Source organism: Micromonospora sp. II, from assembly GCF_001709195.1.
Classification (GTDB): domain Bacteria; phylum Actinomycetota; class Actinomycetes; order Mycobacteriales; family Micromonosporaceae; genus Micromonospora; species Micromonospora chalcea.
The window spans coordinates 110,666-132,889 of the sequence record NZ_LYXF01000057.1 but is presented as its reverse complement, the minus strand read 5'-3'; the positions used below and the strand labels follow the sequence as shown (position 1 = coordinate 132,889).

The window sequence follows — 22,224 nt, the reverse complement described above, 5'->3', positions numbered from 1 at the left end:
ATGGCAGTCGTCACTGCCGAAGTACGGCTGCACGGTAGACAGGTAGGCGAGCTGAGGTTCCGGCAGGGCGGCTCGGAGTTCAGCTACGACGACGATCTCGCCTCGCCCCGGCACCAAGTGCTGGGGCAGGTCTTCGAGGACGATCCGCGGGCGATCCGGCGGGCGAGGGTGGGCCTGCCCGCCTGGTTCGCCAACCTCCTGCCGGAGGGTGCCCTCCGCCGCCAGATCGTCCGGGAACTGGGCGGGGGGAACATCGGCGACTTCACGCTGCTGCTACGTGTGGGCGGCAACCTGCCGGGGGCGGTGACGGTTCACGCCGATGTCGAGCCGGCGGATGACGTGATCTCCAACGCGCTGGATGAAGCGAACCATCCTCTGCGGCATTCCCTGGCAGGCGTGCAGCTCAAGTATTCGATCTCCGCAGACCGCCTGGCTGTTCCCGTGAGCGGGCAGGGTTCCTGGTGGATCGTGAAGCTGCCCGACCAGGGCCTGCGAAATCTTCCCGTCAACGAGTACCTCACGATGAGTTGGCTTCGCGCGGCTGACTTCCCGGTGCCGCCGGTGGACCTGATCCGGGCGGATGCCGTGAAGGGTCTCCCCGACGGAATGATCGATCCCGGTGACCTCGTCTACCTCATCCGGCGGTTCGACCGGTCGACCACCGGGCGTATCCACGTGGAGGACTTCGCCCAGGTTGCGGACATCGGGCCGATGTTCAAGTACAGCGAGTCGGGCGCGAGCTACGACACGTTGGCCGCAGCGATCCTCCAACTCACCGGAGAGGACGGCTACCTCGACTTCATCAGCCGCTTGGTCGCGATGCTGGTGGTCGGAAACACCGACGGGCACCTGAAGAACTGGGCCCTGATCTATCCGGACGGCCGCACGCCACGCCTGGCTCCGGTCTACGACTTCCACTCACTGTCGGTCTATTCCCGTTACCGCTGGTCGCCGTTGGCGCTCAGCCTCGGCGCCGAGACCGTCCCGGCGCTCATCGACCAGGAGCACTTCCACCGACTGGCGGACGGTGCAGGCGGTGATCCGGGCCGCACACTGGAGACGGTCGCCCGGACGGTGGACCGCCTCCGCGAGGCGTGGCACAGCGGCCTGATGAACGAGACTCATGCCCGTTTTCCGGCCCTGGCCGACCACTACTCCCAGCGGCTGACGAGCCTGCCGATCTGTCAGTCCGCTCACTGACGTGACGCGGCCCGGCGGACCTCTGGGAGGTCCACCGGGCCGCGGCCCACGGTGTGGTCAGGTCACCCGTGTCGTCAGTTGACGACGAAGAGCAGCCGGTTCGGCGAGCCCGAGCCCGGGCTGGTCACCTTGCCGGTGGTGGCGTTGCTGGTCAGGTAGCTGGCCACCTGAGCCGGGGTGTAGGAGGTGTTGGCGGACAGCACGAGCGCCGCCGCGCCGGCCACGTGCGGGGACGCCATCGAGGTGCCGCTGATCGAGTTGGTGGCGGTGTCGCTGGTCCGCCACGCCGAGGTGATCGACGAACCCGGGGCGAAGATGTCCACGCAGGAGCCGTAGTTGGAGTAGGAGGCACGGGCGTCGGTGCTGGTGGTGGCGCCCACCGTGATCGCCGCGGCGACCCGGGCCGGCGACGAGTTGCAGGCGTTGGCGCTGGAGTTGCCGGCCGCGAGCGCGTACGTGATGCCGGAGTTGATCGAGTTGGCCACCGCGTTGTCCAGCGTGGTGCTGGCGCCGCCGCCGAGGCTCATGTTGGCCACGGCCGGCTTCACCGCGTTCGAGGTGACCCAGTTGACGCCGCTGATCACGCCGGCGGTGGTGCCGCTGCCGGAGCAGTTGAGCACCTTGACGGCCACCAGGCGCACGCCCTTGGCCACGCCGTACTTGGTGCCGCCGACGGTGCCGGCGACGTGGGTGCCGTGGCCGTTGCAGTCGGTGTTGTTGGTGTCGACCGTGTTGGTGCCCCAGGTGGCCCGGCCGCCGAAGTCGCTGTGCGTGGTGCGGATGCCCGTGTCGATGATGTAGGCGCGCACGTTGCTGGCGGTGTTCGGGTAGGTGAAGGTGCTGTTCAGCGGCAGGTTGCGCTGGTCGATCCGGTCCAGGCCCCAGGTGGCCCCGGTCTGGGTGCCCTGGGTGGTCATGACGCGGTCCTGCTCGACGTACGCGACCGCCGGGTCGGCGGCGAGCCGGCGCGCCTGGGCGGCGGTCATCTTCGCGCTGTAGCCGGTGAGAGCGGAGCTCCACACCGTGCCGACGTTGCCGCCGTAGCGCTTGGCCAGGCCGGCGGCCCGGTCCGGAACGGCGGTACGGGCGGCGAGGGTGTTCGCGGTGCCGACCGCGTCGCCCTTGAGCACGACCACGTAGCTGCCGCTGACGGCGTCGGCGGCACCGGCGTACCGGATCTCCCCGGTGGGTGCGGCGAGAGCGGGCGTGGAGGCGGCGGCGGCGAAGGCCGCGGCGGCGGCCGTGACGGCGAGCGCACGCAGCGCGCGGCGCCGGGGAAGGGACACGTCGGGCATCGTCTGGCTCCCTACCGGGGCAGCCCGGTTTGTGGCCGGATCACCCCATCGACGGATGTTGGCAGGAATGCTAACCAGAGATCGACAAACATGAAAGAGATAGTTGCCGATAGATACGGTCCACGTTATGGATCGGCGGGTGCGCGCCACGCCGGACGGCGCCCGAGGCAGGATGAGCACGTGGACCGTCACGACATGCTGCTCTCCCCCGCCGGGGTCGACGCGCTGCGCACCGCGCTGACACTCGCCCGCTTCACCGCCAACGGGATCGCCGACCGCCTGGGCCCGCAGGGCACCGGCGGCGTGGCCCGCAACGACTACCGGGCCGCGCTGCGCGCCACCGAGGACCGGGACCGGCTGGCCACGCTGATCCGCGTCTTCATCTGCGACCAGACCGAGCCGGAGGCGGCGGTCGCCGACGCGCTGGCCCCGCTGGCGCTGGACGAGGCGCTGGCCGGGGGCATCGTCGAGCGGCACGGCGACGGCCTGCGCGCCGGAGTCGACCTGGAGCCGTACGGCGACGACTGGTGGGTGCTCGCCGACGTGCCCGCCAGCGCCCGGCCCGGCCGTCCGCTGCACGCCGAGCACGTGCTGGGCATCGGCGGCGCGACCCAGACGCTGATCTCGGCGGCCGTACGCCCGGTCGTGGACACCGCACTCGACCTCGGCACCGGCTCCGGCGTACAGGCGCTGCACCTGGGCACCCACGCCCGCCGGGTCACCGCCACCGACGTCTCCGAGCGGGCGCTGCGGTTCGCCGCCACCACCGCCGCGCTCAACGGACAGGACTGGGAACTGCTGCGCGGGGACATGGTCGCCCCGGTGGCCGGACGCCGCTTCGACCTGGTGGTCAGCAACCCGCCGTTCGTGGTCGGGCCGGGCACAACCACGCACGTCTACCGGGACTCCGGGCGGGTCGGCGACGCGATCGGCGCGGAACTGGCCGCCGCCGCGCCGGACCTGCTCACCGAGGGCGGCACCATGCAGTACCTGGCGAACTGGGTGCACGTCACCGGTGAGGACTGGGCCGAGCGGGTCACCGGCTGGTTCGCCGGCACCGGCCTGGACGCCTGGGTCATCCAGCGCGAGGTGGCCGACCCGATGGCGTACGTGAACCTCTGGCTGACCGACGTCGGCGAGAGCGCCGACCCGCAGCGGATGGCAGCCTGGCTGGACTGGTTCGACGCGCACAAGGTGGAGGCGATCGGTTTCGGCATCGTCTCGCTACGCCGCTCCGGCCACGCCCAGCCGGTCGTCCGGGTGGAGGACCTGCGCCAGCGGGTCGAGCCGCCGCTGGGCGACCGGATCGGCGAGTGGTTCACCAGGCAGGACTGGCTGCGCGCCCGGGACACCGAGGGCCTGCTCGCCGCCCGCTACCGCGCCGCCGAAGGGCTCCAGCTCCGGCAGGAGGCCACCATGGGCGACGACGGCTGGGCGGTGGACCGGCAGGTCCTGGCCATGCCGCGCGGGCTGCGCTGGTCGGAGGAGATCGACCCGCTGGTGCTCGCCCTGGTCGGCGGCGCGGACGGCCGGCTGCCGCTGCGCGACCAGCTCTCGCTGCTGGCCGCCGCGCACGACGTGGCGCCGGACGAGCTGGCCGAGGCGGCCGGGCCGATCGTGGCGCACCTGGTCGAGCGCGGCATCATCGAGCCGGTGACCGACTGATGCGGGCGGTGGTGCAGACGGTCGGCCGGGCCCGGGTGACAGTCGACGACGAGGTGACCGGTGAGATCACCGACGGGCTGCTGGTGCTGCTCGGTGTCACCCACACCGACACCCCGCAGGTGGCCGCCACGATGGCCCGCAAGCTGCACGAGCTGCGCATCCTCGACGACGAACGCAGCGCCGCCGACGTCGGCGCGCCGCTGCTGGTGGTCAGCCAGTTCACGCTATACGGCGACGCGCGCAAGGGCCGGCGGCCGAGCTGGACCGCCGCCGCGCCCGCGGAGGTGGCCGAACCCCTGGTGGACGCGGTGGTCGAACAGTTGCGCGCCCGGGGCGCGAAGGTGGAGACCGGCCGCTTCCGCGCCCACATGCTCGTGGAGAGCGTCAACGTCGGCCCCCGGACCCTCGTGCTCGATCTCTAGAAGAACAGCCCACGGCGGGACAGCGACTGCCGCAGCCAGCCGTCGAGCTGGGCGGCCCAGTCGGTCTGCTCCGCCGTGGCGTGGTCCACCGTGAACCGGCCGAAGGCGTCGCGGCCCTCGGTGAACAGGCCGCCCCGCTTGTCCAGCTCCAGCACCACGTGCACCTGCTGCGGATCGGTGACGAAGGTGACCTCGAGCTGGTTCATCGCGCCCGCGTACTGCGGCGCCGGGTAGAACTCGATCTCCTGGTAGAAGGGCAACTGCTGGCGTACGCCGTAGATGTGCCCACGCTCGACGTCGGCGCGCGCGAAGCGGAAGCCCAGCCGCAGCAGCGCCTCCAGCAGCCGCTCGTGGGCGGGCAGCGGGTGCACCGACACGGCGTCCATGTCGCCCTTGTCCACCGCCCGGGCCACCTCCAGCTCGGTACGCAGACCCATCGTCATGCCGTGCAGGTGCTGGCCGTACAGGTCGGTGAGCGGGGTCTCCCAGGGCACCTGGTAGCGGAACGGCACGTCGTAGCGCTGCCCCGGCTCCAGCCGGAACGCGCCGGTCATCTGGGCGCGGCCGAACTCCTGGTTGACGTCGTACTCCGAATCGGAACTCTCCACCTCGACCCGGGTGACCAGACCGAGCGCGACGTAGCTCACGTCCACCGGGTGGTCGCCGCCGACCACCTGGATCCGGCCCTCCAGAACGCCGCCCGGGCGACAGTTCGGGTTGGCCAGGACCGTCTCCACCGACGGTCCGCCCACACCCATCGCCTGCATGAGCCGCTTGAAGACCACCACGTTCTCCGATCATCAGTGCCGGGCCGGCCCCGACGGCCGGTCGGTGGCACGGTAACCGCGCCGGACAAGGGAATGCCGGATTCCCACGTGGATTCCTGTCGGGTCCCCGATCGCCTCACTCCCGTCTCACGCCCCGACCGCCAAGCTGTTTGTCATCGGCCCCCACCGCGTGGGCGGCACGGGACCGGTAGGCACGTCGGACACGGGGAGAACAGAGATGACCCAGCAGATGATCGAGCACCAGGACATGGACGTCACCCTCACGGACCTCGACGCCACCGACGAGCGCGGCGTCTCCACCGACCTGGTCCGGGCGTACCTGAACGGCATCGGCCGCACCAAGCTGCTCACCGCGGCGCAGGAGGTCGAGCTGAGCAAGCGGATCGAGGCCGGCCTCTTCGCCGAGGAGAAGCTGGCCACCTGCACCCCCGTCTCCGCCGAGCTGCGCGCGGATCTGGCGCTGATCGCGGCCGAGGGCCGCGCCGCCAAGGACCACCTGCTGGAGGCGAACCTGCGGCTGGTGGTGAGCATCGCCAAGCGCTACACCGGTCGCGGCATGGCCTTCCTCGACCTCATCCAGGAAGGCAACCTCGGCCTCATCCGCGCCGTCGAGAAGTTCGACTACACCAAGGGCTACAAGTTCTCCACCTACGCCACCTGGTGGATCCGCCAGGCCATCACCCGCGCCATGGCCGACCAGGCCCGCACCATCCGCATCCCCGTGCACATGGTCGAGCAGGTCAACCGGATGGTCCGGGTACGCCGTGAGCTGTCCGTGTCGCTGGGTCGCGAGCCCACCGTGAGCGAGGTGGCTGTGGCGCTGGAGATCCCCGAGTTCCAGGTGATCGAGCTGATCTCCTACGACCGGGAGCCGGTCAGCCTGGACCAGGCCGTCGGCGAGGACGGCGAGAGCGCGCTCGGCGACTTCGTCGCCGCCGTCGACCCGCGTACCGAGCCCGGTGACGCCGCCACCAATGGCGAGCTGCGCAACGAGGTCCGGATTGTGCTGGCCACGCTGTCCCAGCGGGAGCAGGCGGTGATCCGGCTGCGCTTCGGCCTGGACGACGGCCGGCAGCGCACGCTGGACGAGGTGGGCCGCGAGTTCGGGCTGTCCCGGGAGCGGATCCGGCAGATCGAGAAGGTGACGCTGCTGAAGCTGCGCGACCCGGAGCGGGCGAACCGGCTGGAGGCGTACGCCTGCTGATCCACCCCTGCCCCGACAGGCCCCGGCGGTTCGCCGGGGCCTGTCGCGCTTGACCGGGGCACCTCCCAGCGTATAGAACCGAATGGTTACAAAACCAGGAGGTTATGAACGTGCCCCCGGATCTGCTCGACGCCACCTTCGCCGCGCTCGCCGACCCCACCCGGCGGGCCATCCTCGCCCGGCTGGCCGCCGGGGAGGCCACAGTCACCGAGCTGGCCGAGCCGTTCGCGATGAGCCAGCCGGCCGTCTCCAAGCACCTCAAGGTGCTCGAACGCGCCGGCCTGGTCACCCGCGGCCGGGACGCGCAGCGCCGCCCCTGCCGGCTCGACGCCCGGCCGCTGCGGGAGGCCGTGGCGTGGCTGGCGAACTACCGGGACTACTGGGCCGAGAGCTACGCGCGCCTGGACGAGGTGCTCGCCGAACTGACCGCCGAGGAGCAGCGGTGACCGGCCTGACCGTGACCCTGCACGGCGACCGGGAGATCCGCCTCAGCCGCGACTTCGCCGCTCCCCGGCATCTGGTGTTCGCCGCCTTCACCCGCCCCGAACTGCTGATGCGATGGTGGGGCGCACGCGGCTGGCATCTCGTCGAGTGCGAGGTGGACCTGCGGGTGGGCGGACGCTGGCGGTTCGTCTCCCGCGGGCCGGACGGCGACCTGATGGCCCAGGGCGGCACGTACCGGGAGATCGACCCGCCGGCGCGGCTGGTCTGCACCGAACTCTTCGACGACCAGTCCTACCCGGGCGAGACGCTGGTGCGGCACGACTTCACCGGCTCGGCGGACCGGACGACAGTCGTCACCCACCTGCGCTACGCCACCCCGCAGGGCCGCGACACCGTCCTGCGCTACCCGATGATCCGCGGCCTGAGCGAGGCGTTCGACCGGCTCACCGCCGTGCTGCACACCGACTCGACAACAGGAGCGACAACATGAACTGGACGCTGGAAGTGGTGGTCGTACCGGTCTCCGACCTGGACCGGGCCAAGGAGTTCTACGCGCAACGGCTCGGCTTCGCCGTCGACCACGACACCGATCTCGGCGGGATGGGGCGGATCGTGCAACTCACTCCCCCGGGCTCCGGCTGCTCGATCGTCCTCGGCCGGGGCGTCGTACCGGAGATGCCGCCGGGCTCACTCAAGGGCCTGCAACTCGTCGTGGCCGACCTGGAACGGGCGCGCGCCGAACTGGTCGAGCGGGGCGTCGAGGTGAGCGAGATCCAGGTGATGGGCCAGAACCCGCACCCGGTGCCGCACCCGCTGGACAACGTCGGCTTCGTCTTCTTCCACGACCCCGACGGCAACGGGTGGTCGGTGCAGCAGATCTCCGCCCGCGGCTGAGCGCTGCGGCGCCCGCGGTCGGGCGCGGCGACGCGCGGCCGTCGCGCGGGCGGGCGCTGCGGGTCGCGCGGGCGGGCGCTGCGGGTCGCGCGGGCGGGCGCTGCGGGTCGCGCGGGCGGGCGCTGTTAAGAAGGGGCCCTTCCTCTACCGGAGGCGTTAATAAGAACTCCTAACTTTGGGTGCGTTGGATGTGGCGCCAGCAGATGAGGGCGCAGGCGAGCCTGAGGAAGGCTTCGTGGATGTCGTCGCGGATTTCCCAGCGGATGCGTAGGCGGCGGAACCAGTGCAGCCAGGCGATGGTGCGTTCCACGACCCAGCGTCGGGTGCCGAGGCCGGAGCCGTGGGGTGTGCCGCGTCGGGCGATGACGGGGGTGACGCCGCGGGCGCGGATCTGGTGGCGGTGGCTGTCGTAGTCGTAGCCCCGATCGGCATACAGCCGGTCGGGGCGCCGCCGTGGTGGTCCTGGTCGGCCGCCGATCGCGGGGATGGCGTCGAGCAGGGCGGTGGTCTGGGTGGAGTCGTGCCTGTTCCCGCCGGTCAGTGTGACAGCGAGGGGGATGCCGCCGGCGTCGGTGATGACGTGGTGTTTCGAGCCAGGTTTGCGGCGGTCGACCGGGCTCGGACCGGTTTTGGGCCGCCCTTGAGCGCCCGAATGTGCGAGCCGTCGATCACCGCCCTGGACATGTCCAGTTGCCCGGTGCCGCGTAGCCGGGCCAGGAGCAGCTCGTGTAGCCGTTGCCACACTCCGGCCTGGTTCCAGTCCCGCAACCTGCGCCAGCAGGTCATCCCCGACCCGAAGCCCAACTCCTGGGGCAGGTACTCCCACGGGATCGCGGTATAGAGCACGAACAAGATCCCGCACAACACCTTGCGGTCATCCAGCGGCTTACGCCCCGGATACCGACTACGGCGTGGTGGGCGGGGTGGCAGCAGCGGTGCGATCTCGGCCCACAACTCATCCGAGACGATCCACGGCGGCTGCTCACCCCTCCTCATGTCCAGACGAAACGACCCTCACATCCAGTCGGTTACGCCCACCCTCAAAAAGTTAGGACCTCTAAGGGGCCCTTCCTTACAAGCGGCGGGGGCCGGTGTCGGGGCGCGCCACCTCCGCGCCGGTGCGCACGGTGGCGTGCAGCACCGAGATGCCGTCCGGCCGGGCCAGCACCGGATTCAGCGTGAGCGACCGCACCCGGGGCTGCTCGTCGGCGAGCCGCCCGACCCGCACCAGCAGGTCGACCAGCGCCGCCCGGTCCACCGGCGCGGCGCCCCGGTGCCCGTGCAGCAGCGGCGCGGCCCGGGGCTCGTCGACCAGTTCGGCGGCGTCCCGGTCGGTCAGCGGCACCGCCCGCCAGGCCCGGTCGCCGAGCAGCTCGGTCGCCACGCCACCGAGCCCGAACCCGACCACCGGCCCGAACGCCGGATCCTCCACCAGCTCCACCACGCACGCCACGCCGGGCGCGACCATCGGCTGGACCAGCACCTCCGCGCCGAACACCGGGGCCATCTCGGCGTACGCGCGGCGCAGCGCGGCGGCGTCGGCCAGGTCGAGGCGTACCGCGCCGAGGTCGAGGCGGTGCCGCAGCCCGGGGGCGGCGGCCTTGAGCGCCACCGGCCAGCCGAGCCGCTCGGCGGCGGCCAGCGCCTCCTCCGTCGTGGTCGCCGGGACCGACTCCACCACGTCGATGCCGTACGCGCGCAGCAACGCCGCCGCGTCGGCCCCGTCGGGGCGCAGCGCGGCGTGCCCGGCCGTGCGGTCCACGTCGGGAAGTTCCGGCAGCACCCCAGCGGGCCGCCGGAGCCAGTCCGCGTACGCGGTGACCCGGCCCAGCGCGCGTACCGCCTCCTCCACGCTCGGGTACGCCGGCACCCCGGCCGGCACCAGCCCGGCGAGGAACGTCGCCACCACCGGCTTGCCGGTGACCCGCGCGTCGGGCAGCGCCGAGGCGAAGTCGGCCACCGGGTCGGCGAGCTGGCCCGGCAGCGGCGGCGCGAACACCGCCACCACGGCGTCCACCCGCTCGCCGGCGACCGCGTCACCGAGCGCGGCGGCGTACGCGGCGGCCCCGGCGCTCGGCCCGACGTCCCGCGGGTACCCGTCGGCGACCGTCAGTCCCTGAGCGGCGCAGGCGGTGGCGGCCAGCCCGGTCAGCGCCGACGAGTTGCCCACCACGGCGACGCGCCGCCCGGCGGGCAGCGGCTGGTGGGCCAGCAGCACACCCACGTCGAGCAGCTCGGACACGGTGTCCACCCGGATCACCCCGGACTGGGCGAACAGCGCGCTCACCGCCGCCGCGTCCAGCGCGGGCGCCTCCCCCACGCCCGGCGGCCGGGCCAGCGAGGCGAGCGCCACCACCGGCTTGCTGCGGCCGATGCGCCGGGCCAGCCGGGCGAACTTGCGCGGGTTGCCGAACGTCTCCAGGTAGAGCGTGATGACGTCGGTGGCCGGGTCGTCCTGCCAGTACTGCAGCAGGTCGTTGCCGGACACGTCGGCCCGGTTGCCGGCCGACACGAAGCTGGACAGGCCGAGCCCGCGCCGGGACGCCTCGGCCAGCAGCGCCACCCCGAACGCGCCGGACTGGCTGAACACGCCGACCCGGCCCGCCGCGGGCAGCACCGGGGCGAGCGTGGCGTTGAGGCGTACCGCCGGGTCGGTGTTGGCGACGCCGAGGCAGTTCGGGCCGACCACCCGCATACCGGCCAGGTGCGCGGCGCGGACCAGCGCGCGCTGCGCCGCCGCGCCGGCCGGGCCGGACTCGGCGAACCCGGCCGAGATCACCACCAGGCCGTGCGCGCCCGCCCGGGCCGCGTCGCGGACCACGTCGGTCACCGCGTCCGGCGGGACCGCCACCACGGCGAGGTCGACGTCCTGGCCGGCGTCGGCCGCCGACGGGTACGCGGGCAGCCCCGCCACCGTCGCCGCGCTCGGGTGCACCGGCACGATCGCGCCGGTGAACCCGCCGTCGCGCAGGTGCCCGAGCAGCGCCGCGCCGACGCCCTGACCGGTGGTGCTGGCGCCGTAGACGGCGATGCCGCGTGGCGCGAGCAGCCGGGCGATCGAGCGGGCCTCGGTACGGTGCTCCCGGCCGCGCTGCACCTCGAGCGTCGCCTCGGTCGGCGCGATCGGGAAGGTCAGGTGCACCACGCCGTCGGCGTACTGGCGCTGGACCTGGTAGCCGAAGTCGGCGAAGACCCGCAACATCGCCCCGTTGGCCGGGAGCACCTCGGCGACGAAGTGCACGATGCCGTTGCGTCCGGCCGCGTCGGCCAGGTGCTCCAGCAGCACCGAGCCGATGCCCCGGCCCTGGTAGGCGTCCTCGACCACGAACGCCACCTCGGCCTCAGGCGAGGCGGGGCCGAGGCGCTCGTACCGGCCGACGGCGACGATCCGCTCGCCGGCGAGCACCACGAACGCCTCCCGGTCGCGGTGGTCGACGTTGACGAAGCGCTTCAGGTCGCGTTCCGGGATACGCGGGTACGGCGAGAAGTAGCGCAGGTAGCGGGTGCGCTCGGAGAAGCGGCCGTGCATGGCCACGATCTCGGGCGCGTCCTCGGGACGGATCTGTCGCAGCTGGACGGTCGTACCGTCGCTGAGCAGCACGTCCACCGGTTGTTCGACGGTGGTCACCGGTCGGTCCTCCCTGCCGCCGGCTCAGTCGCGCGGGTCGTGCGGGTCGAGCCCGAGCAGCGGGAAGACGGCCTTGCGGGTGGCCGCGACGGCCCGGTCCACCGCGTTCGGCTCGCCGCTGGGCTGCCACGGCTGGTACGACGGGTCGACGTCGTCGGTCATCCGCAGCGGCACCTCGTGCCCGGGTCGCCGCCGCGCGGCCAGGTCCCGCCAGCCCGGCGGGGTCAGCGTGGCCGGGTCGACCGGCTCGCCGGTGGCGATCGCGAGCAGGTGCGTCCAGGCCCGGGGCACCACCTCGACCAGCGCGTACCCGCCGCCGCCGGTGGCGATCCAGCGGCCGTCGCACAGCTCGTCGGCGAGCGCGCGCAGCGTGCGGTAGGTGGCCCGCTGCCCGTCCACCGACAGGTGCAGGTCGGCCAGCGGATCCTTGCGGTGCCCGTCGGCGCCGCACTGGGTGACAAGCACCTGCGGCCGGTACGCGCGCAGCACCGACGGCACGACCGCGTGGAACGCGCGCTGCCAGCCGGCGTCGCCGACTCCGGGCGGCAGCGGCACGTTGACGGCGGTGCCCTCCGCGCCCGGCCCGCCGGTCTCGTCCGGGAACCCGGTGCCGGGGAACAGCGCGAGCGGCGTCTCGTGCAGGCTGATGGTGAGCACCCGCGGATCGCGGTAGAAGATCTCCTGCACGCCGTCGCCGTGGTGCACGTCCACGTCCACGTACGCGATCCGCTGCGCGCCGAGGTCGAGCAGCCGGGCGATGGCCACGGCCGGGTCGTTGTAGACACAGAAGCCGGCGGCGCGGGCGGGCATGGCGTGGTGCAGCCCGCCGGCCACGTTCACGGCGCGGCGGGCGTCGCCGCGCCAGACCGCCTCGGCGGCGGCCACCGTGGCGCCGGCGATCAGCGCGCTCGCCTCGTGCATGCCGTCGAAGACCGGATTGTCCGAGGTGCCCAGGCCGAACCCGGCGAACAGCGGGTCGCGCGGCGCGGCCCGGACCGCGTCCAGATAGGCCGGATCGTGGACGCGGGTGAGCAGCGCGTCGTCGGCCGGCTCGGGCTTGACCAGCCGCACGCCGGGCCGGTCCAGCACGCCCAGCTCGCGGGCGAGCGCCATGGTCAGCTCGACCCGGACCGGGTCCAGCGGATGGTCGCCCATGTCGTAGGTGAGGAGAGCCTCGTCCCACACCACCACCGTGTCGTCGGCCATGCGGCCATCGTCGCACGTGGGGCCGGGTGCGCCCACCTGACGTACGCTCACCGGCCGGACGTGCCACCGGTGGCGACCGGACGGTCCGGGTCGGCCACCCACTCGCTCCACGAGCCGACGTACAGCGCGGCGTCCGGGCGGCCGGCCAGGTGCAACGCGAGCACGGCCTGCGCGGCGGTCACCCCGGAGCCGCAGTACGCGCCGACCGGCGCGCCCGCGTCCACCCCGGCGGCGGCGAACCGCTCCCGCAGCGCGTCCGCGTCCGGGAACCGGCCCTGCGTGACGTACTCCGGGGCGGGCAGGTTGACCGCGCCCGGCACGTGCCCGGCGACCGGGTCGACCGGCTCGTGTTCGCCCCGGTAGCGCGGCGCGGCCCGTACGTCGAGCAGCACCCCGGGCTCGGCGGCGGCGAGCCGGGCGGCCCGCGCGGCGTCCAGCACCGGCAGCGCGCCCGGCGCCACCGTCACGTCGCCCGGCGCCGGGGCGGGTACGCCGGTGTCGACCGGCAGGCCGGCTGCCGTCCAGGCCGGGTAGCCGCCGTGCAGCACGCGCACCTGCCGGTGGCCCGCCCAGCGCAGCGTCCACCAGGCCCGGGCGGCGGACATCCCGTCGCCGCCGTCGTACACGACAACGGGGTGACCGGCGCGGACGCCCGCCGCCCGCAGCGCGGCCTGCAACGCCGCCGGGTCCGGCAGCGGGTGCCGGCCGGCGGCGCCGGGCCGCCCGCACAGCTCGGTGTCCAGGTCGACGAAGACCGCGCCGGGCAGGTGGCCGGCAGCGTAGTCCGCGCGGCCGGGCGGTCCGGTGAGCCGCCAGCGGACGTCGAGCAGGGTCGGCGGGTCGGCATGATCGAGTTCGGCGGCGAGCCGGTCGGGCTCGACCAGCAGGTCTGCGGTGGCGGACATGCGGTCCAGTCAACACCATCCGGGCCGCCACCTCCGGCTTCGCCTGCCGTCGATGGTCGGTGGTAACGGGTACCATCGGTGCCCGGGAGGCCGCTGACGTGAAGCACGACCTTGTTGACACGACCGAGATGTACCTGCGCACCATCCTCGAACTCGAGGAGGAGGGTGTGCCGCCGCTGCGTGCCCGCATCGCCGAGCGGCTCAAGCAGAGCGGCCCGACCGTCAGCCAGACCGTCGCGCGGATGGAGCGGGACGGCCTGCTCACGGTCGAGGGCGACCGGCACCTGAGCCTCACCCCGGCGGGTCGCAACACCGCCGTGTCGGTGATGCGCAAGCACCGGCTGGCCGAGCTGCTGCTGGTGAACGTGATCGGGATGCCCTACGAGGAGGCCCACGAAGAGGCCTGCCGGTGGGAGCACGTGATGAGCGACGCGGTGGAGAAGCGGGTCTTCGACCTGCTCAACCGCCCCACCCGCTCGCCGTACGGCAACCCGATCCCGGGCCTGGAGGAGCTGGGCGACCCGGGCCAGCCGCCGGTCGAGGCCGGCGAGAGCGAGCGCAACCTGGCCTTCCCGGGCCTGTCCGGCCAGGTCGTGGTGCGCCGCATCTGCGAGAGCGTGCAGACCGACTCGGACGTGCTCCGGCAGTTGCACGCAGCCGGTGTCGACCCGGGCGCGACGGTGACCGTGGCGCAGGAACGCGACGGCGTCTCCATCGACCGCTCCGGCGACCGGGTCCGCCTGCCCCGCGAGGTGGCGTCCCGGGTGTTCGTCGCGGCCCGCTGACCCGGGTCAGAGCTGGCGGGTGTCGATCACCTTGGCCAGCGTGACCAGCTTGCCGGCCGTCTTGTCCGCCTCCGCCTTCGCGGTGCCGGTGGGAGCGGTCCAGCGTAGGGTGGCGAGCCGGCCCTCGGTGGCCAGCCAGCCGACCTCGGCGACCGGGCCCGCCTTCGCGGTCTTGGGCAGCGTGCGCCGGTAGCCGGCCTTACCCAGCTTGGTGATCTTCGTGGCGCCGCTGGGCTGCACGTCGAGGGTGAACGTGGCCGCGTCGATCGATGTCTCGGTGACCGACAGCGTCAGCTCCGGCAGCACCGCCCCGGCCGCGCGTACCACGCACGTGTGCGTGTCGCCCCGCTCGGTGGCGGCGGCCACGTCGAACTCGCCACCGGTGTGCTCGGCGATCACCGCGAAGTCGAGCAGCCGGCAGGCGCCGCCCGAGGAGGCGGCCGCGACCGCGACCGGTGGGCGCGGCTCCGTCGGCACGTCGACCGTCGGGGCCTCCTCGGCGCAGCCGGCGGCGAGCAGGACGGCCGGCACGGCCAGCCAGATTCGGGCACGCACGGGAGACCTCCGCGGTCGGCGGCGGGTCCGACCCGCCGGAGTTCCGTCGGACACCGTACGGCGTGCCCGCGCGGGGACGGAAGCCCCTAATCGGTTACGTACGGACAGTGCCGACATCCTCGCCCGCAGCACGTCCCTCGCCGGGCCAGGAAGCCCGCGCTGAGCACGAACAGTCCGGTCTCCGGGTCCAGGTAGCCGGCCTCCCCGGCGGCCAGGGCGGCGGCGTGCACGGCCAGGATCCGGTCCCGCCCCGGGTGATCCGGCGACAGCCGCGACGGGTGCGGTTCGGTAAGCGGCCGGTCCGCCAGCTCGTCACGCACCGCTGAAGTGTAAGGAAGGGCCCCTGCTTAACGTTTTCTGCATAGGAGGGGCCCCCTTTTAACATCCCCCACGGATGGTCCGCTCGGCCAGCAGGAACGCCTGGGACTGCCGCTCCGTGGCGACCGGCGCGCGGACCAGCGTCGCCGAGACCGTGAACCCGGCCGTCGCGAGTTGCGCGGCCAGTCGTTCCGGCGGCAGCCAGTGCACGTCGTACGCGACGTCGTGGCCGTACGCCCGCTCCAGCCGTACGCACCGGTCACCGGCCTTGACCGCGAGGAGCAGGTGACCGCCCGGGGCGAGCGCCCGGTGGAAACCGGCGAACACCCCGGGCAGCAGCTCCGGTGGCAGGTGGATGATCGAGTACCAGGAGACCAGCCCGGCCAGCGAGGCGTCGGGCACGGTCAGCTCGGTCAGCGAGCCCACCTCGAAACGCAGCTCCGGGTACGCGCGGCGGGCCACCGCCACCATGCCGGGCGACAGGTCGACGCCGCCGATGTCCAGGCCGAGCCGGTGCAGGTGGGCGGTGACGCGACCGGTGCCGCAGCCCACTTCCAGCACCGGCCGGCCCGGCCCGACCGTCTCGGCGTACGCGGCCAGCAGCGCCCGGTCCAGCGGTGGTTCCACCACGTCGGGCAGCAGCCGCGCGTAGTCCTCGGCGACCGTGTCGTACGCGGCCCGCGTCTCCACCAGCCACCCGGGTTCGCTCACACCCACCTGCCCCACCCCTCGATCATGAAGTTGACGGTCGCCGCGTCGGCGTGTCGCACCGCCAACTTCATGATCACGCGCTCGGGGTTGGGGTGGGGGTGGGGAGCCAGGTGAGGGCCTGGCCGTGGCCTCTGGTCCAGGCCAGGGGGCGGCCGTCCAGGGCCAGCACGTTGTGGAAGCCTTCGGCGGGTGGCTCGGGCAGCGCCGCGTGCGGCAGCACGGACGGGTCCTCGTTGGCGATCCAGTGACCGGGCAGCGTCCGTACCAGCGCGGTGAACGCGTCCCGGCGCGCCTTCGGCACCTGGTAGAGCACCGAGCTGTGGAACACCACGAGCGTCGCCCCGGCCGGGGCCTGCTCGGCCAGCGCCGGCAGGTCGTCCACCAGGTCACCGCGTACCAGCAGTGGCGGATCGGCCGCCGCGACCGCCGCCGCGGCGCGCAGCCGGTCCCGGCGGTGCCGGTGCTCCGGCCAGATCAGCGCCTCCAGCCAGGCCACGTCGGCCGGGTCGGTGACGTCGAGCGGGTTCACGTCCAGCCCGGCCCGCCACACCACCTCGGGCAGCCGCTGCGGCGGCTCGGTGCCGGTCAGGTCACAGTCGAGCAACGGCTCGCCGTCGCCGATCCGCCGATCGCCGTAGCGGTAGGCGTACCGGTCCGGGTAGAGGCACAGCCCGGCGGAGGCGCCGACCTCCAGCAACGCCAGCGGCTGCGGCAACGCGGCGAGCACCGGCAGCAGAGCCGCGCAGCGTCCCGCCTCGTTCGTCTGCGTCGCCCGCACCCGCATCTGCGCCGCCACGTCCGGCCAGTGCCCCATCACGTACGCGCGGAACGCCGCCGGGTCGTCCACCGGCCCGCCGCGCAGCCGCACCACCCCGAACAGCAGGTTCGGCTGACGCTTGGCCGGCGGCAGCGTGTCGAGCAGGGCGAGCAGCTCCGGGTCACCGGCGACCACCCGCGACAACCGCTCGTACGCCGGGGACACGCCGCGCGCCTCACGCTCGGCGAACGCCCGATAGATGTCGGTCGTGCTCATCCCCCGAGCATTCCAGCTCGCGTACGCGATGGGCTGTGACAGTGGGCACCTACGGAAGTTTGGGCCGACGGGGACGAAGCCCTCGGGAGATCTCCTCCAGGTGCCGCTGTTGGTGCTCGCGCACCATGGCCTCCCAGACCTCCTGGTCGAAGTCCGGATCGAGCGGCACCCACCGGTGCGAGCCGTCGCAGTAGTGGAACCGTTCGTCGCCCGGCCGAATGACACTCATCGCACCCACCCGAGGAAGCGCTGATGCAACACCCCGGCCGGTACCCAGGTCAGATCCTCCGCCGCCCACACCAGATAGGACCCCATGTACAAGCTCAACGACACCGGCGCTCCGGCGAACTCGGCCCGCAGCTCGCGACGCCGCGTCGGGCAGGGCCACGGAGCGCCACACCCACCGCAGCTCCACACCGGAAGAACCGGCCCGTGGGTGGTCACCGGAGGCCGTCCAGGAAGCGCCGGGTGGCGGTCCGCGCCTGCCTGCGGGCCGCCCATTCGACCTGCTGACAGGGGTACGGGCACAGACGCGCCCACCATGCCCGGCACCCCGTGCAGAAGCCGTCGACGCCGGGTACGTGTACCGACAGGATCTGCCGGACCTGCGGCTCCGTCACGTCTGCTCCTCACCCGGCCAGTGGCCGCGACGGATCGGGATGCGATGGCGTGCGCGGCACGGCAGTTCCGCACCGCAGCGGCAGATCCACCGCCAGCGTCGCCAGGACCACACCGGACGGTGCCGCCGGGCGAGGGTCAGCGCGACCGCCAACACGTACTCCTCGTACGACACACGAGCACGCATGCCGCCTCCTACTTTGTTCATGCGCGGGTAATTTTGCGCGCGCATTTTCAGTCAGTCAACGATGTGCGCGCATGTCGTGCGGGCGTGTCGCGTGTCCACCGCACGCCGGCCGGCGGCACAATCACCGGCATGGAAAGTCCGACCTTCGTTCGCTTCCAGCTCGGGGCGCAGTTACGCAAAGCGCGAGAGCAGGCCGATGTCACCGCCGAGGAAGCAGCGGCGGCAATCGAGGTGACCGCGAGCACCCTGCGCCGCATCGAGGCCGGTCGGGTCGGTATCAAAGGCCCTGCGCTCAACGCGCTGCTTGATCGCTACGGCGTCACCGATGCCGAACTGCGCGACACGCTGCTGTCGATGGCGCGCACCGGGAAGCAGCGCGGCTGGTGGGCGAAATMCGGGGATCTACCCTCGTCGTATCGGCAGTACATCGGATTGGRATCCGCAGCCGAGGAGGTGCAGACCTTCGAGACGCTTGTCGTGCCGGGCCTGCTCCAGACACCGGCATACTCGCGGGCGATGATGGCGGAGGATGCCTTCGAACCTTCACCCGAGGCGGTCGAGAGGCGAGTCGCCGTCCGGACGCACCGCCAGGAGCTGATCTCGTCGGGCAAGCTCCGCCTGGTAGCTGTACTGGACGAAGCAGTCCTGCACCGCCAGATCGGTGGTGCAGCCGTCATGGCCGACCAGCTCACCGCCTTGCTCGACGCCGGCAGCCGATGGAACGTCACGGTCCAGGTGATCCCGTTCCGGGAAGGTGCCTACGCTTCCATGCTGTCGAGCTTCCACATCCTCAACTTCGCTGACGGCCCCAGCGTGGTGTACATCGAGGGTTTGACGGGCGATCTCTACGCGGAGGGCGAGGATGTGCGCCGCTGTACGGTGGTGTTCAACAGCCTGCGCGCCGCGGCCCTGTCGCCAACCGACTCGGCGGCAATGATCAAAGCAATCCGAGGCGCGCTGCCCGTGGAGTAGGAGGCGGACGTGGACTCGCAGTGGCGCAAGAGCACCCGGAGCGGCACCAACGGAGCCTGCGTCGAAGCGAGATACGCCGACCAGGCAGTAGAAGTCCGCGACAGCAAGGATGCAGGCGGCGCGGTTCTACGCTTCAAGCGTCAGCCGTGGCAAGCGTTCCTCCGCACCCTGCGCTGAGCGCCCACCTCGGCGGTGCTCGTGCCAGGCGCTGGCAGGAAATGGAGGTGGCATGACAGACCGGATCGGCATCAAGTGGCGCAAATCGAGTCGCAGCGACAACAACGGCGGAGCGTGCGTGAGATTGCCGCAGTCAACGGGAGCATCCTGATCCGCGACAGCAAGGATGCGTCCGGCCCGGTTCTGCGCTTTGGGCGTCAGCCGTGGCAGGTGTTCCTCCGTACCCTGCGCTGAGCCCGACTCGCCAAAGCACGCGCGAGCGCGGCAGGGAGGTCCCTGCCGCGCTCGCGTCTTCGGTCGGTCGTCAGCTGCAGCCGCTGGTGGAGCCGCAGCCCTCGCAGACGTAGCAGCTACCGGCGGGCCGCATCTTCGTGCCGCAGGTGAAGCAGAGCGGCGCGTCGGCGGCCTTGCCGATCACGGCCTCCAGCAGCTCCGTGCTGGAACCCACCACCGGAGCGGGCTTGACCGCGGCGACGTCGGCCATCTCCTGCGCCGGCTGCGCGACCGGGCCGGTCTTCGGCTCCGGCGCCTCGACCGGGGCGGAGGCGGCCATCGCGGTGAGGTCCGCACCGCTCGCCTCCGCCTCCGCCTCGGCCGCGAGCTGGGCGGCCCGCTCCTTGGCGGTGAAGATGCCCAGCTCGGCGCGGCGGTCGTACGGCAGGAAGTCCAGCGCCAGGCGACGGAAGATGTAGTCCATCACCGAGGCGGCCATCCGCACGTCCGGGTCGTCGGTCATGCCGGCCGGCTCGAAGCGCATGTTGGTGAACTTGCTGACGTACGTCTCCAGCGGGACGCCGTACTGGAGACCGATGGAGATGGCCACCGAGAAGGCGTCCATCACGCCGGCCAGGGTCGAGCCCTGCTTCGACATCTTGAGGAAGACCTCGCCGAGACCGTCGTCCGGGTACGACGAGGCGGTGAGGTAGCCCTCCGCGCCGCCGACCGAGAAGGAGATGGTCTCCGACGGGCGCTTCTTCGGCAGCCGCTTGCGCACCGGGCGGTACTCGACGACCTTCTCCACGACCTTCTCCGGCTCGGCGGCCGGGGCCTGGGTCTCGACGGTGCTCTTGTTCTTCTTCGCCGCCGACAGCGGCTGGCCGACCTTGCAGTTGTCCCGGTAGATCGCCAGCGCCTTGAGGCCGAGCTTCCAGCCCTCGAAGTAGATCTTCTCGACGTCCTCGACGGTGGCCTGCTCCGGCATGTTCACCGTCTTGGAGATGGCGCCGGAGATGAACGGCTGGACGGCCGCCATCATCCGCACGTGGCCCATCGGCGCGATCGAGCGCTCGCCCATGGCGCAGTCGAAGACCGGGTAGTGCTCCGGCTTGAGGCCCGGGGCGTCCACCACGTGGCCGTGGTCGGCGATGTGCTCGACGATCGCCTCGACCTGCTCCTCGGGGTAGCCGAGGCTGCGCAGGGCGCGCGGCACGGTCTGGTTGACGATCTGCATCGAGCCGCCACCGACCAGCTTCTTGAACTTCACCAACGCCAGGTCCGGCTCGACGCCGGTGGTGTCGCAGTCCATCATCAGGCCGATGGTGCCGGTCGGGGCGAGCACGCTGGCCTGCGAGTTGCGCCAGCCGTGCTTGTCACCGAGCTTGTTGCCCAGCGTCCACTGCTTGGTCGCCTCGCGCTGCACGGCGGTGCCCACGGTGCCGGTCGGCTTGATCGCGTCGTTGGCGGCGGCGTGCTTGCGCATGACCCGCTTGTGCGGCTCGGCGTTGCGGGCGTAGCCGTCGTACGGGCCGACGATGCCGGCCAGCTCGGCGGAACGGCGGTAGGCGGTGCCGGTCATCAGCGAGGTGATCGCGGCGGACACCTCCCGGCCCTGCTCCGAGTCGTACGGCAGGCCGGAGGCCATCAGCAGCGCGCCCAGGTTGGCGTACCCGATGCCGAGCTGCCGGTAGGCGCGGGTGGTCTCACCGATCTTCTCGGTCGGGAAGTCGGCGAAGCAGATCGAGATGTCCATCGCGGTGATGACGAACTCGACCGACTTGACGAACTTCTCCACCTCGAAGCCGCCGTCGGCGCGCAGGAACTTCATCAGGTTCAGCGAGGCCAGGTTGCACGAGGAGTTGTCCAGGTGCAGGTACTCCGAGCACGGGTTCGACGCGGTGATCCGCCCGGTCTCCGGGCAGGTGTGCCAGTCGTTGATGGTGTCGTCGTACTGCAGGCCCGGGTCGGCGCACTCCCACGCGGCCTGGGAGATGGTGCGGAACAGCTTCTTCGCGTCGATCGTCTCGATGGTCTGCCCGTCGAGCCGGCCGCGCAGGTCGAAGCCGCCACCGTTCTCCACGGCGGTCATGAACTCGTCGGAGACGCGGACCGAGTTGTTGGCGTTCTGGTACTGCACGCTGACGATGTCGGCGCCGCCCAGGTCCATGTCGAACCCGGCGTCGCGCAGCGCGCGGATCTTGTCCTCCTCGCGCGCCTTGGTCGCCACGAACTCCTCGATGTCCGGGTGGTCGACGTCGAGGATGACCATCTTGGCCGCGCGCCGGGTGGCGCCGCCGGACTTGATGGTGCCGGCGGAGGCGTCCGCGCCGCGCATGAAGCTGACCGGGCCGGAGGCGGTGCCGCCGGAGGAGAGCAGTTCCTTCGAGGAACGGATGCGGGACAGGTTCACCCCGGCGCCCGAGCCGCCCTGGAAGATCCGCCCCTCCTCCTTGTACCAGTCGAGGATGGAGTCCATCGAGTCGTCGACCGACAGGATGAAGCAGGCGCTGACCTGCTGCGGCGACGGCGTGCCGACGTTGAACCACACCGGCGAGTTGAAGCTGAACACCTGGTGCAGCAGCATCCAGGTCAGCTCGTGCGCGAACACCTCGGCGTCGGCCGGGGTGGCGAAGTAGCCGTACTCCTCACCGGCGGTGCGGTAGGTGTCGACCACCCGGTCGATCAGCTGCCGCAGCGACCACTCCCGCTCCGGGGTCCCCACCGCGCCCCGGAAGTACTTGGTGGTCACGATGTTCGCCGCGTTCACCGACCAGGACTCGGGGAACTCCACCCCCCGCTGCTCGAAGTTGATCGAGCCGTCCCGCCAGTTCGTCATGACGACGTCGCGGCGCTCCCAGGTGACCTCGTCGTAGGGATGCACCCCCTCGGTCGTCCAGACGCGCTCGATCTTCAGCCCCGCCCCGGCCTTGTTCCGTGACCTGCTGGTCGTCACGCCCTCGCCCCCCTCGTCGGCACGGTCACCCACCGCGCCTCGTGTACC

At 72.1% G+C, this 22,224-nt stretch carries 24 protein-coding genes and 1 pseudogene; 11 read left to right on the top strand and 14 right to left on the bottom strand.

The window, feature by feature from the left end:
• Positions 1 to 1,200: a type II toxin-antitoxin system HipA family toxin gene (locus A8711_RS23910; RefSeq protein ID WP_043325695.1), complete on the top strand. Its 1,200-nt coding sequence runs from the start codon at positions 1 to 3 to the stop codon at positions 1,198 to 1,200.
• Between the two features lie 74 nt (positions 1,201 to 1,274).
• On the opposite strand, the gene A8711_RS23905 is transcribed toward A8711_RS23910, so the two are convergent.
• Positions 1,275 to 2,495 carry a S8 family peptidase gene (locus A8711_RS23905; RefSeq protein WP_043325696.1) on the bottom strand — a complete coding sequence of 407 codons (1,221 nt, stop codon included), beginning with the start codon at positions 2,493 to 2,495 and terminating at the stop codon, positions 1,275 to 1,277.
• Between the two features lie 180 nt (positions 2,496 to 2,675).
• Here A8711_RS23905 and A8711_RS23900 point away from each other — a divergent pair, with 180 nt between their 5' ends.
• Both A8711_RS23900 and dtd read left to right on the top strand, forming a co-directional pair.
• Positions 2,676 to 4,160: a methyltransferase gene (locus tag A8711_RS23900; protein ID WP_043325698.1), complete on the top strand. Its 1,485-nt coding sequence runs from the start codon at positions 2,676 to 2,678 to the stop codon at positions 4,158 to 4,160.
• Complete coding sequence (gene dtd / locus A8711_RS23895; RefSeq protein WP_069089362.1) at positions 4,160 to 4,582, top strand: D-aminoacyl-tRNA deacylase; 423 nt, start codon at positions 4,160 to 4,162, stop codon at positions 4,580 to 4,582. Before A8711_RS23900 ends, dtd begins: the two co-directional genes overlap by 1 nt.
• Here dtd and A8711_RS23890 read toward each other — a convergent pair.
• On the bottom strand, positions 4,579 to 5,367 hold the full coding sequence (locus tag A8711_RS23890; RefSeq protein ID WP_043330535.1) for a sporulation protein: 789 nt from the start codon (positions 5,365 to 5,367) through the stop codon (positions 4,579 to 4,581). The genes dtd and A8711_RS23890 overlap by 4 nt on opposite strands.
• A 220-nt stretch (positions 5,368 to 5,587) precedes the next feature.
• Between A8711_RS23890 and sigB the strand changes: the two genes are divergently transcribed.
• From sigB to A8711_RS23870, 4 genes are all read left to right on the top strand, one after another.
• Positions 5,588 to 6,574: an RNA polymerase sigma factor SigB gene (gene sigB, locus A8711_RS23885; protein ID WP_043325701.1), complete on the top strand. Its 987-nt coding sequence runs from the start codon at positions 5,588 to 5,590 to the stop codon at positions 6,572 to 6,574.
• A gap of 110 nt (positions 6,575 to 6,684) precedes the next feature.
• A complete protein-coding gene (locus A8711_RS23880; protein ID WP_043330536.1) occupies positions 6,685 to 7,020 on the top strand; it encodes a helix-turn-helix transcriptional regulator in 336 nt (111 codons plus the stop codon).
• Positions 7,017 to 7,508, top strand: coding sequence for an SRPBCC family protein (locus A8711_RS23875; protein ID WP_064447132.1), 492 nt, complete (start codon positions 7,017 to 7,019; stop codon positions 7,506 to 7,508). Before A8711_RS23880 ends, A8711_RS23875 begins: the two co-directional genes overlap by 4 nt.
• The gene (locus tag A8711_RS23870; RefSeq protein ID WP_069089361.1) at positions 7,505 to 7,912 is read left to right on the top strand and encodes a VOC family protein; all 408 of its coding nucleotides are present in this window, start codon (positions 7,505 to 7,507) and stop codon (positions 7,910 to 7,912) included. The genes A8711_RS23875 and A8711_RS23870 overlap by 4 nt, the downstream gene beginning before the upstream one ends.
• A 169-nt stretch (positions 7,913 to 8,081) precedes the next feature.
• Here A8711_RS23870 and A8711_RS31725 read toward each other — a convergent pair.
• From A8711_RS31725 to A8711_RS23845, 4 genes are all read right to left on the bottom strand, one after another.
• Positions 8,082 to 8,908, bottom strand: a protein-coding gene (locus A8711_RS31725; RefSeq protein ID WP_199744113.1) for an IS5 family transposase whose coding sequence is annotated in 2 segments (ribosomal slippage) — positions 8,082 to 8,545 and positions 8,545 to 8,908 — 828 coding nt in all. Because the reading frame shifts where the segments join, the coding sequence is not laid out codon by codon here.
• A 76-nt stretch (positions 8,909 to 8,984) separates the two neighbouring features.
• Positions 8,985 to 11,540: a bifunctional GNAT family N-acetyltransferase/acetate--CoA ligase family protein gene (locus A8711_RS23855; protein WP_069089359.1), complete on the bottom strand. Its 2,556-nt coding sequence runs from the start codon at positions 11,538 to 11,540 to the stop codon at positions 8,985 to 8,987.
• Positions 11,541 to 11,564: 24 nt separating this feature from the next.
• Positions 11,565 to 12,746, bottom strand: a complete 1,182-nt coding sequence (locus tag A8711_RS23850; protein ID WP_043325704.1) for an acetoin utilization protein AcuC — start codon at positions 12,744 to 12,746, stop codon at positions 11,565 to 11,567.
• A gap of 47 nt (positions 12,747 to 12,793) precedes the next feature.
• The gene (locus tag A8711_RS23845) at positions 12,794 to 13,651 is read right to left on the bottom strand and encodes a sulfurtransferase (RefSeq protein ID WP_069089358.1); all 858 of its coding nucleotides are present in this window, start codon (positions 13,649 to 13,651) and stop codon (positions 12,794 to 12,796) included.
• Between the two features lie 98 nt (positions 13,652 to 13,749).
• Between A8711_RS23845 and A8711_RS23840 the strand changes: the two genes are divergently transcribed.
• Complete coding sequence (locus A8711_RS23840) at positions 13,750 to 14,436, top strand: metal-dependent transcriptional regulator (RefSeq protein ID WP_082931031.1); 687 nt, start codon at positions 13,750 to 13,752, stop codon at positions 14,434 to 14,436.
• Between the two features lie 6 nt (positions 14,437 to 14,442).
• Here the strand turns inward: A8711_RS23840 and A8711_RS23835 are convergent, their stop codons facing one another.
• The 7 genes from A8711_RS23835 to A8711_RS23800 all read right to left on the bottom strand — a co-directional run bounded on the left by A8711_RS23835 (position 14,443) and on the right by A8711_RS23800 (position 17,858).
• Entirely contained in the window at positions 14,443 to 14,991 is a 549-nt protein-coding gene (locus A8711_RS23835) for a hypothetical protein (RefSeq protein WP_064447128.1), read from the bottom strand.
• Positions 14,992 to 15,077: 86 nt separating this feature from the next.
• Positions 15,078 to 15,311, bottom strand: coding sequence for a DUF5522 domain-containing protein (locus tag A8711_RS23830; protein ID WP_069089357.1), 234 nt, complete (start codon positions 15,309 to 15,311; stop codon positions 15,078 to 15,080).
• A 58-nt stretch (positions 15,312 to 15,369) separates the two neighbouring features.
• Entirely contained in the window at positions 15,370 to 16,020 is a 651-nt protein-coding gene (locus A8711_RS23825; protein WP_064447126.1) for a class I SAM-dependent methyltransferase, read from the bottom strand.
• A 73-nt stretch (positions 16,021 to 16,093) separates the two neighbouring features.
• A complete protein-coding gene (locus A8711_RS23820) occupies positions 16,094 to 17,053 on the bottom strand; it encodes a DUF2332 domain-containing protein (protein ID WP_069089356.1) in 960 nt (319 codons plus the stop codon).
• A 49-nt stretch (positions 17,054 to 17,102) separates the two neighbouring features.
• Positions 17,103 to 17,282 (bottom strand): hypothetical protein, encoded by a 180-nt coding sequence (locus A8711_RS23815; protein ID WP_064447124.1) that lies wholly within the window; start codon positions 17,280 to 17,282, stop codon positions 17,103 to 17,105.
• Between the two features lie 211 nt (positions 17,283 to 17,493).
• Positions 17,494 to 17,673, bottom strand: coding sequence for a hypothetical protein (locus tag A8711_RS23805; protein WP_069089355.1), 180 nt, complete (start codon positions 17,671 to 17,673; stop codon positions 17,494 to 17,496).
• Positions 17,670 to 17,858, bottom strand: coding sequence for a hypothetical protein (locus A8711_RS23800; protein ID WP_064447123.1), 189 nt, complete (start codon positions 17,856 to 17,858; stop codon positions 17,670 to 17,672). Before A8711_RS23800 ends, A8711_RS23805 begins: the two co-directional genes overlap by 4 nt.
• Before the next feature lie 129 nt (positions 17,859 to 17,987).
• Between A8711_RS23800 and A8711_RS23795 the strand changes: the two genes are divergently transcribed.
• The 3 genes and pseudogenes from A8711_RS23795 (at position 17,988) to A8711_RS31715 (ending at position 19,241) form a co-directional block, all read left to right on the top strand.
• Positions 17,988 to 18,830: a helix-turn-helix transcriptional regulator gene (locus A8711_RS23795; RefSeq protein WP_069089521.1), complete on the top strand. Its 843-nt coding sequence runs from the start codon at positions 17,988 to 17,990 to the stop codon at positions 18,828 to 18,830.
• A 9-nt stretch (positions 18,831 to 18,839) separates the two neighbouring features.
• Positions 18,840 to 19,007 (top strand): DUF397 domain-containing protein, encoded by a 168-nt coding sequence (locus A8711_RS31720; protein ID WP_082931024.1) that lies wholly within the window; start codon positions 18,840 to 18,842, stop codon positions 19,005 to 19,007.
• A 52-nt stretch (positions 19,008 to 19,059) separates the two neighbouring features.
• A pseudogene (locus A8711_RS31715) lies at positions 19,060 to 19,241 on the top strand (DUF397 domain-containing protein).
• A 70-nt stretch (positions 19,242 to 19,311) separates the two neighbouring features.
• On the opposite strand, the gene A8711_RS23790 reads toward A8711_RS31715, so the two are convergent.
• A complete protein-coding gene (locus tag A8711_RS23790; protein WP_043325710.1) occupies positions 19,312 to 22,209 on the bottom strand; it encodes a vitamin B12-dependent ribonucleotide reductase in 2,898 nt (965 codons plus the stop codon).
• Positions 22,210 to 22,224: the final 15 nt, after the last annotated feature.

What these genes read in the sequence shown, in the direction of transcription:
- A8711_RS23850 (WP_043325704.1), bottom strand. Translation starts at nt 12,746, where the DNA reads ATGGCCGACGACACGGTGGTGGTGTGGGACGAGGCTCTCCTCACCTAC.
- A8711_RS23820 (WP_069089356.1), bottom strand. Translation starts at nt 17,053, where the DNA reads ATGAGCACGACCGACATCTATCGGGCGTTCGCCGAGCGTGAGGCGCGC.
- dtd (WP_069089362.1), top strand. Translation starts at nt 4,160, where the DNA reads ATGCGGGCGGTGGTGCAGACGGTCGGCCGGGCCCGGGTGACAGTCGAC.
- A8711_RS23815 (WP_064447124.1), bottom strand. Translation starts at nt 17,282, where the DNA reads ATGAGTGTCATTCGGCCGGGCGACGAACGGTTCCACTACTGCGACGGC.
- A8711_RS23845 (WP_069089358.1), bottom strand. Translation starts at nt 13,651, where the DNA reads ATGTCCGCCACCGCAGACCTGCTGGTCGAGCCCGACCGGCTCGCCGCC.
- sigB (WP_043325701.1), top strand. Translation starts at nt 5,588, where the DNA reads ATGACCCAGCAGATGATCGAGCACCAGGACATGGACGTCACCCTCACG.
- A8711_RS23800 (WP_064447123.1), bottom strand. Translation starts at nt 17,858, where the DNA reads ATGCGTGCTCGTGTGTCGTACGAGGAGTACGTGTTGGCGGTCGCGCTG.
- A8711_RS23910 (WP_043325695.1), top strand. Translation starts at nt 1, where the DNA reads ATGGCAGTCGTCACTGCCGAAGTACGGCTGCACGGTAGACAGGTAGGC.
- A8711_RS23905 (WP_043325696.1), bottom strand. Translation starts at nt 2,495, where the DNA reads ATGCCCGACGTGTCCCTTCCCCGGCGCCGCGCGCTGCGTGCGCTCGCC.
- A8711_RS23870 (WP_069089361.1), top strand. Translation starts at nt 7,505, where the DNA reads ATGAACTGGACGCTGGAAGTGGTGGTCGTACCGGTCTCCGACCTGGAC.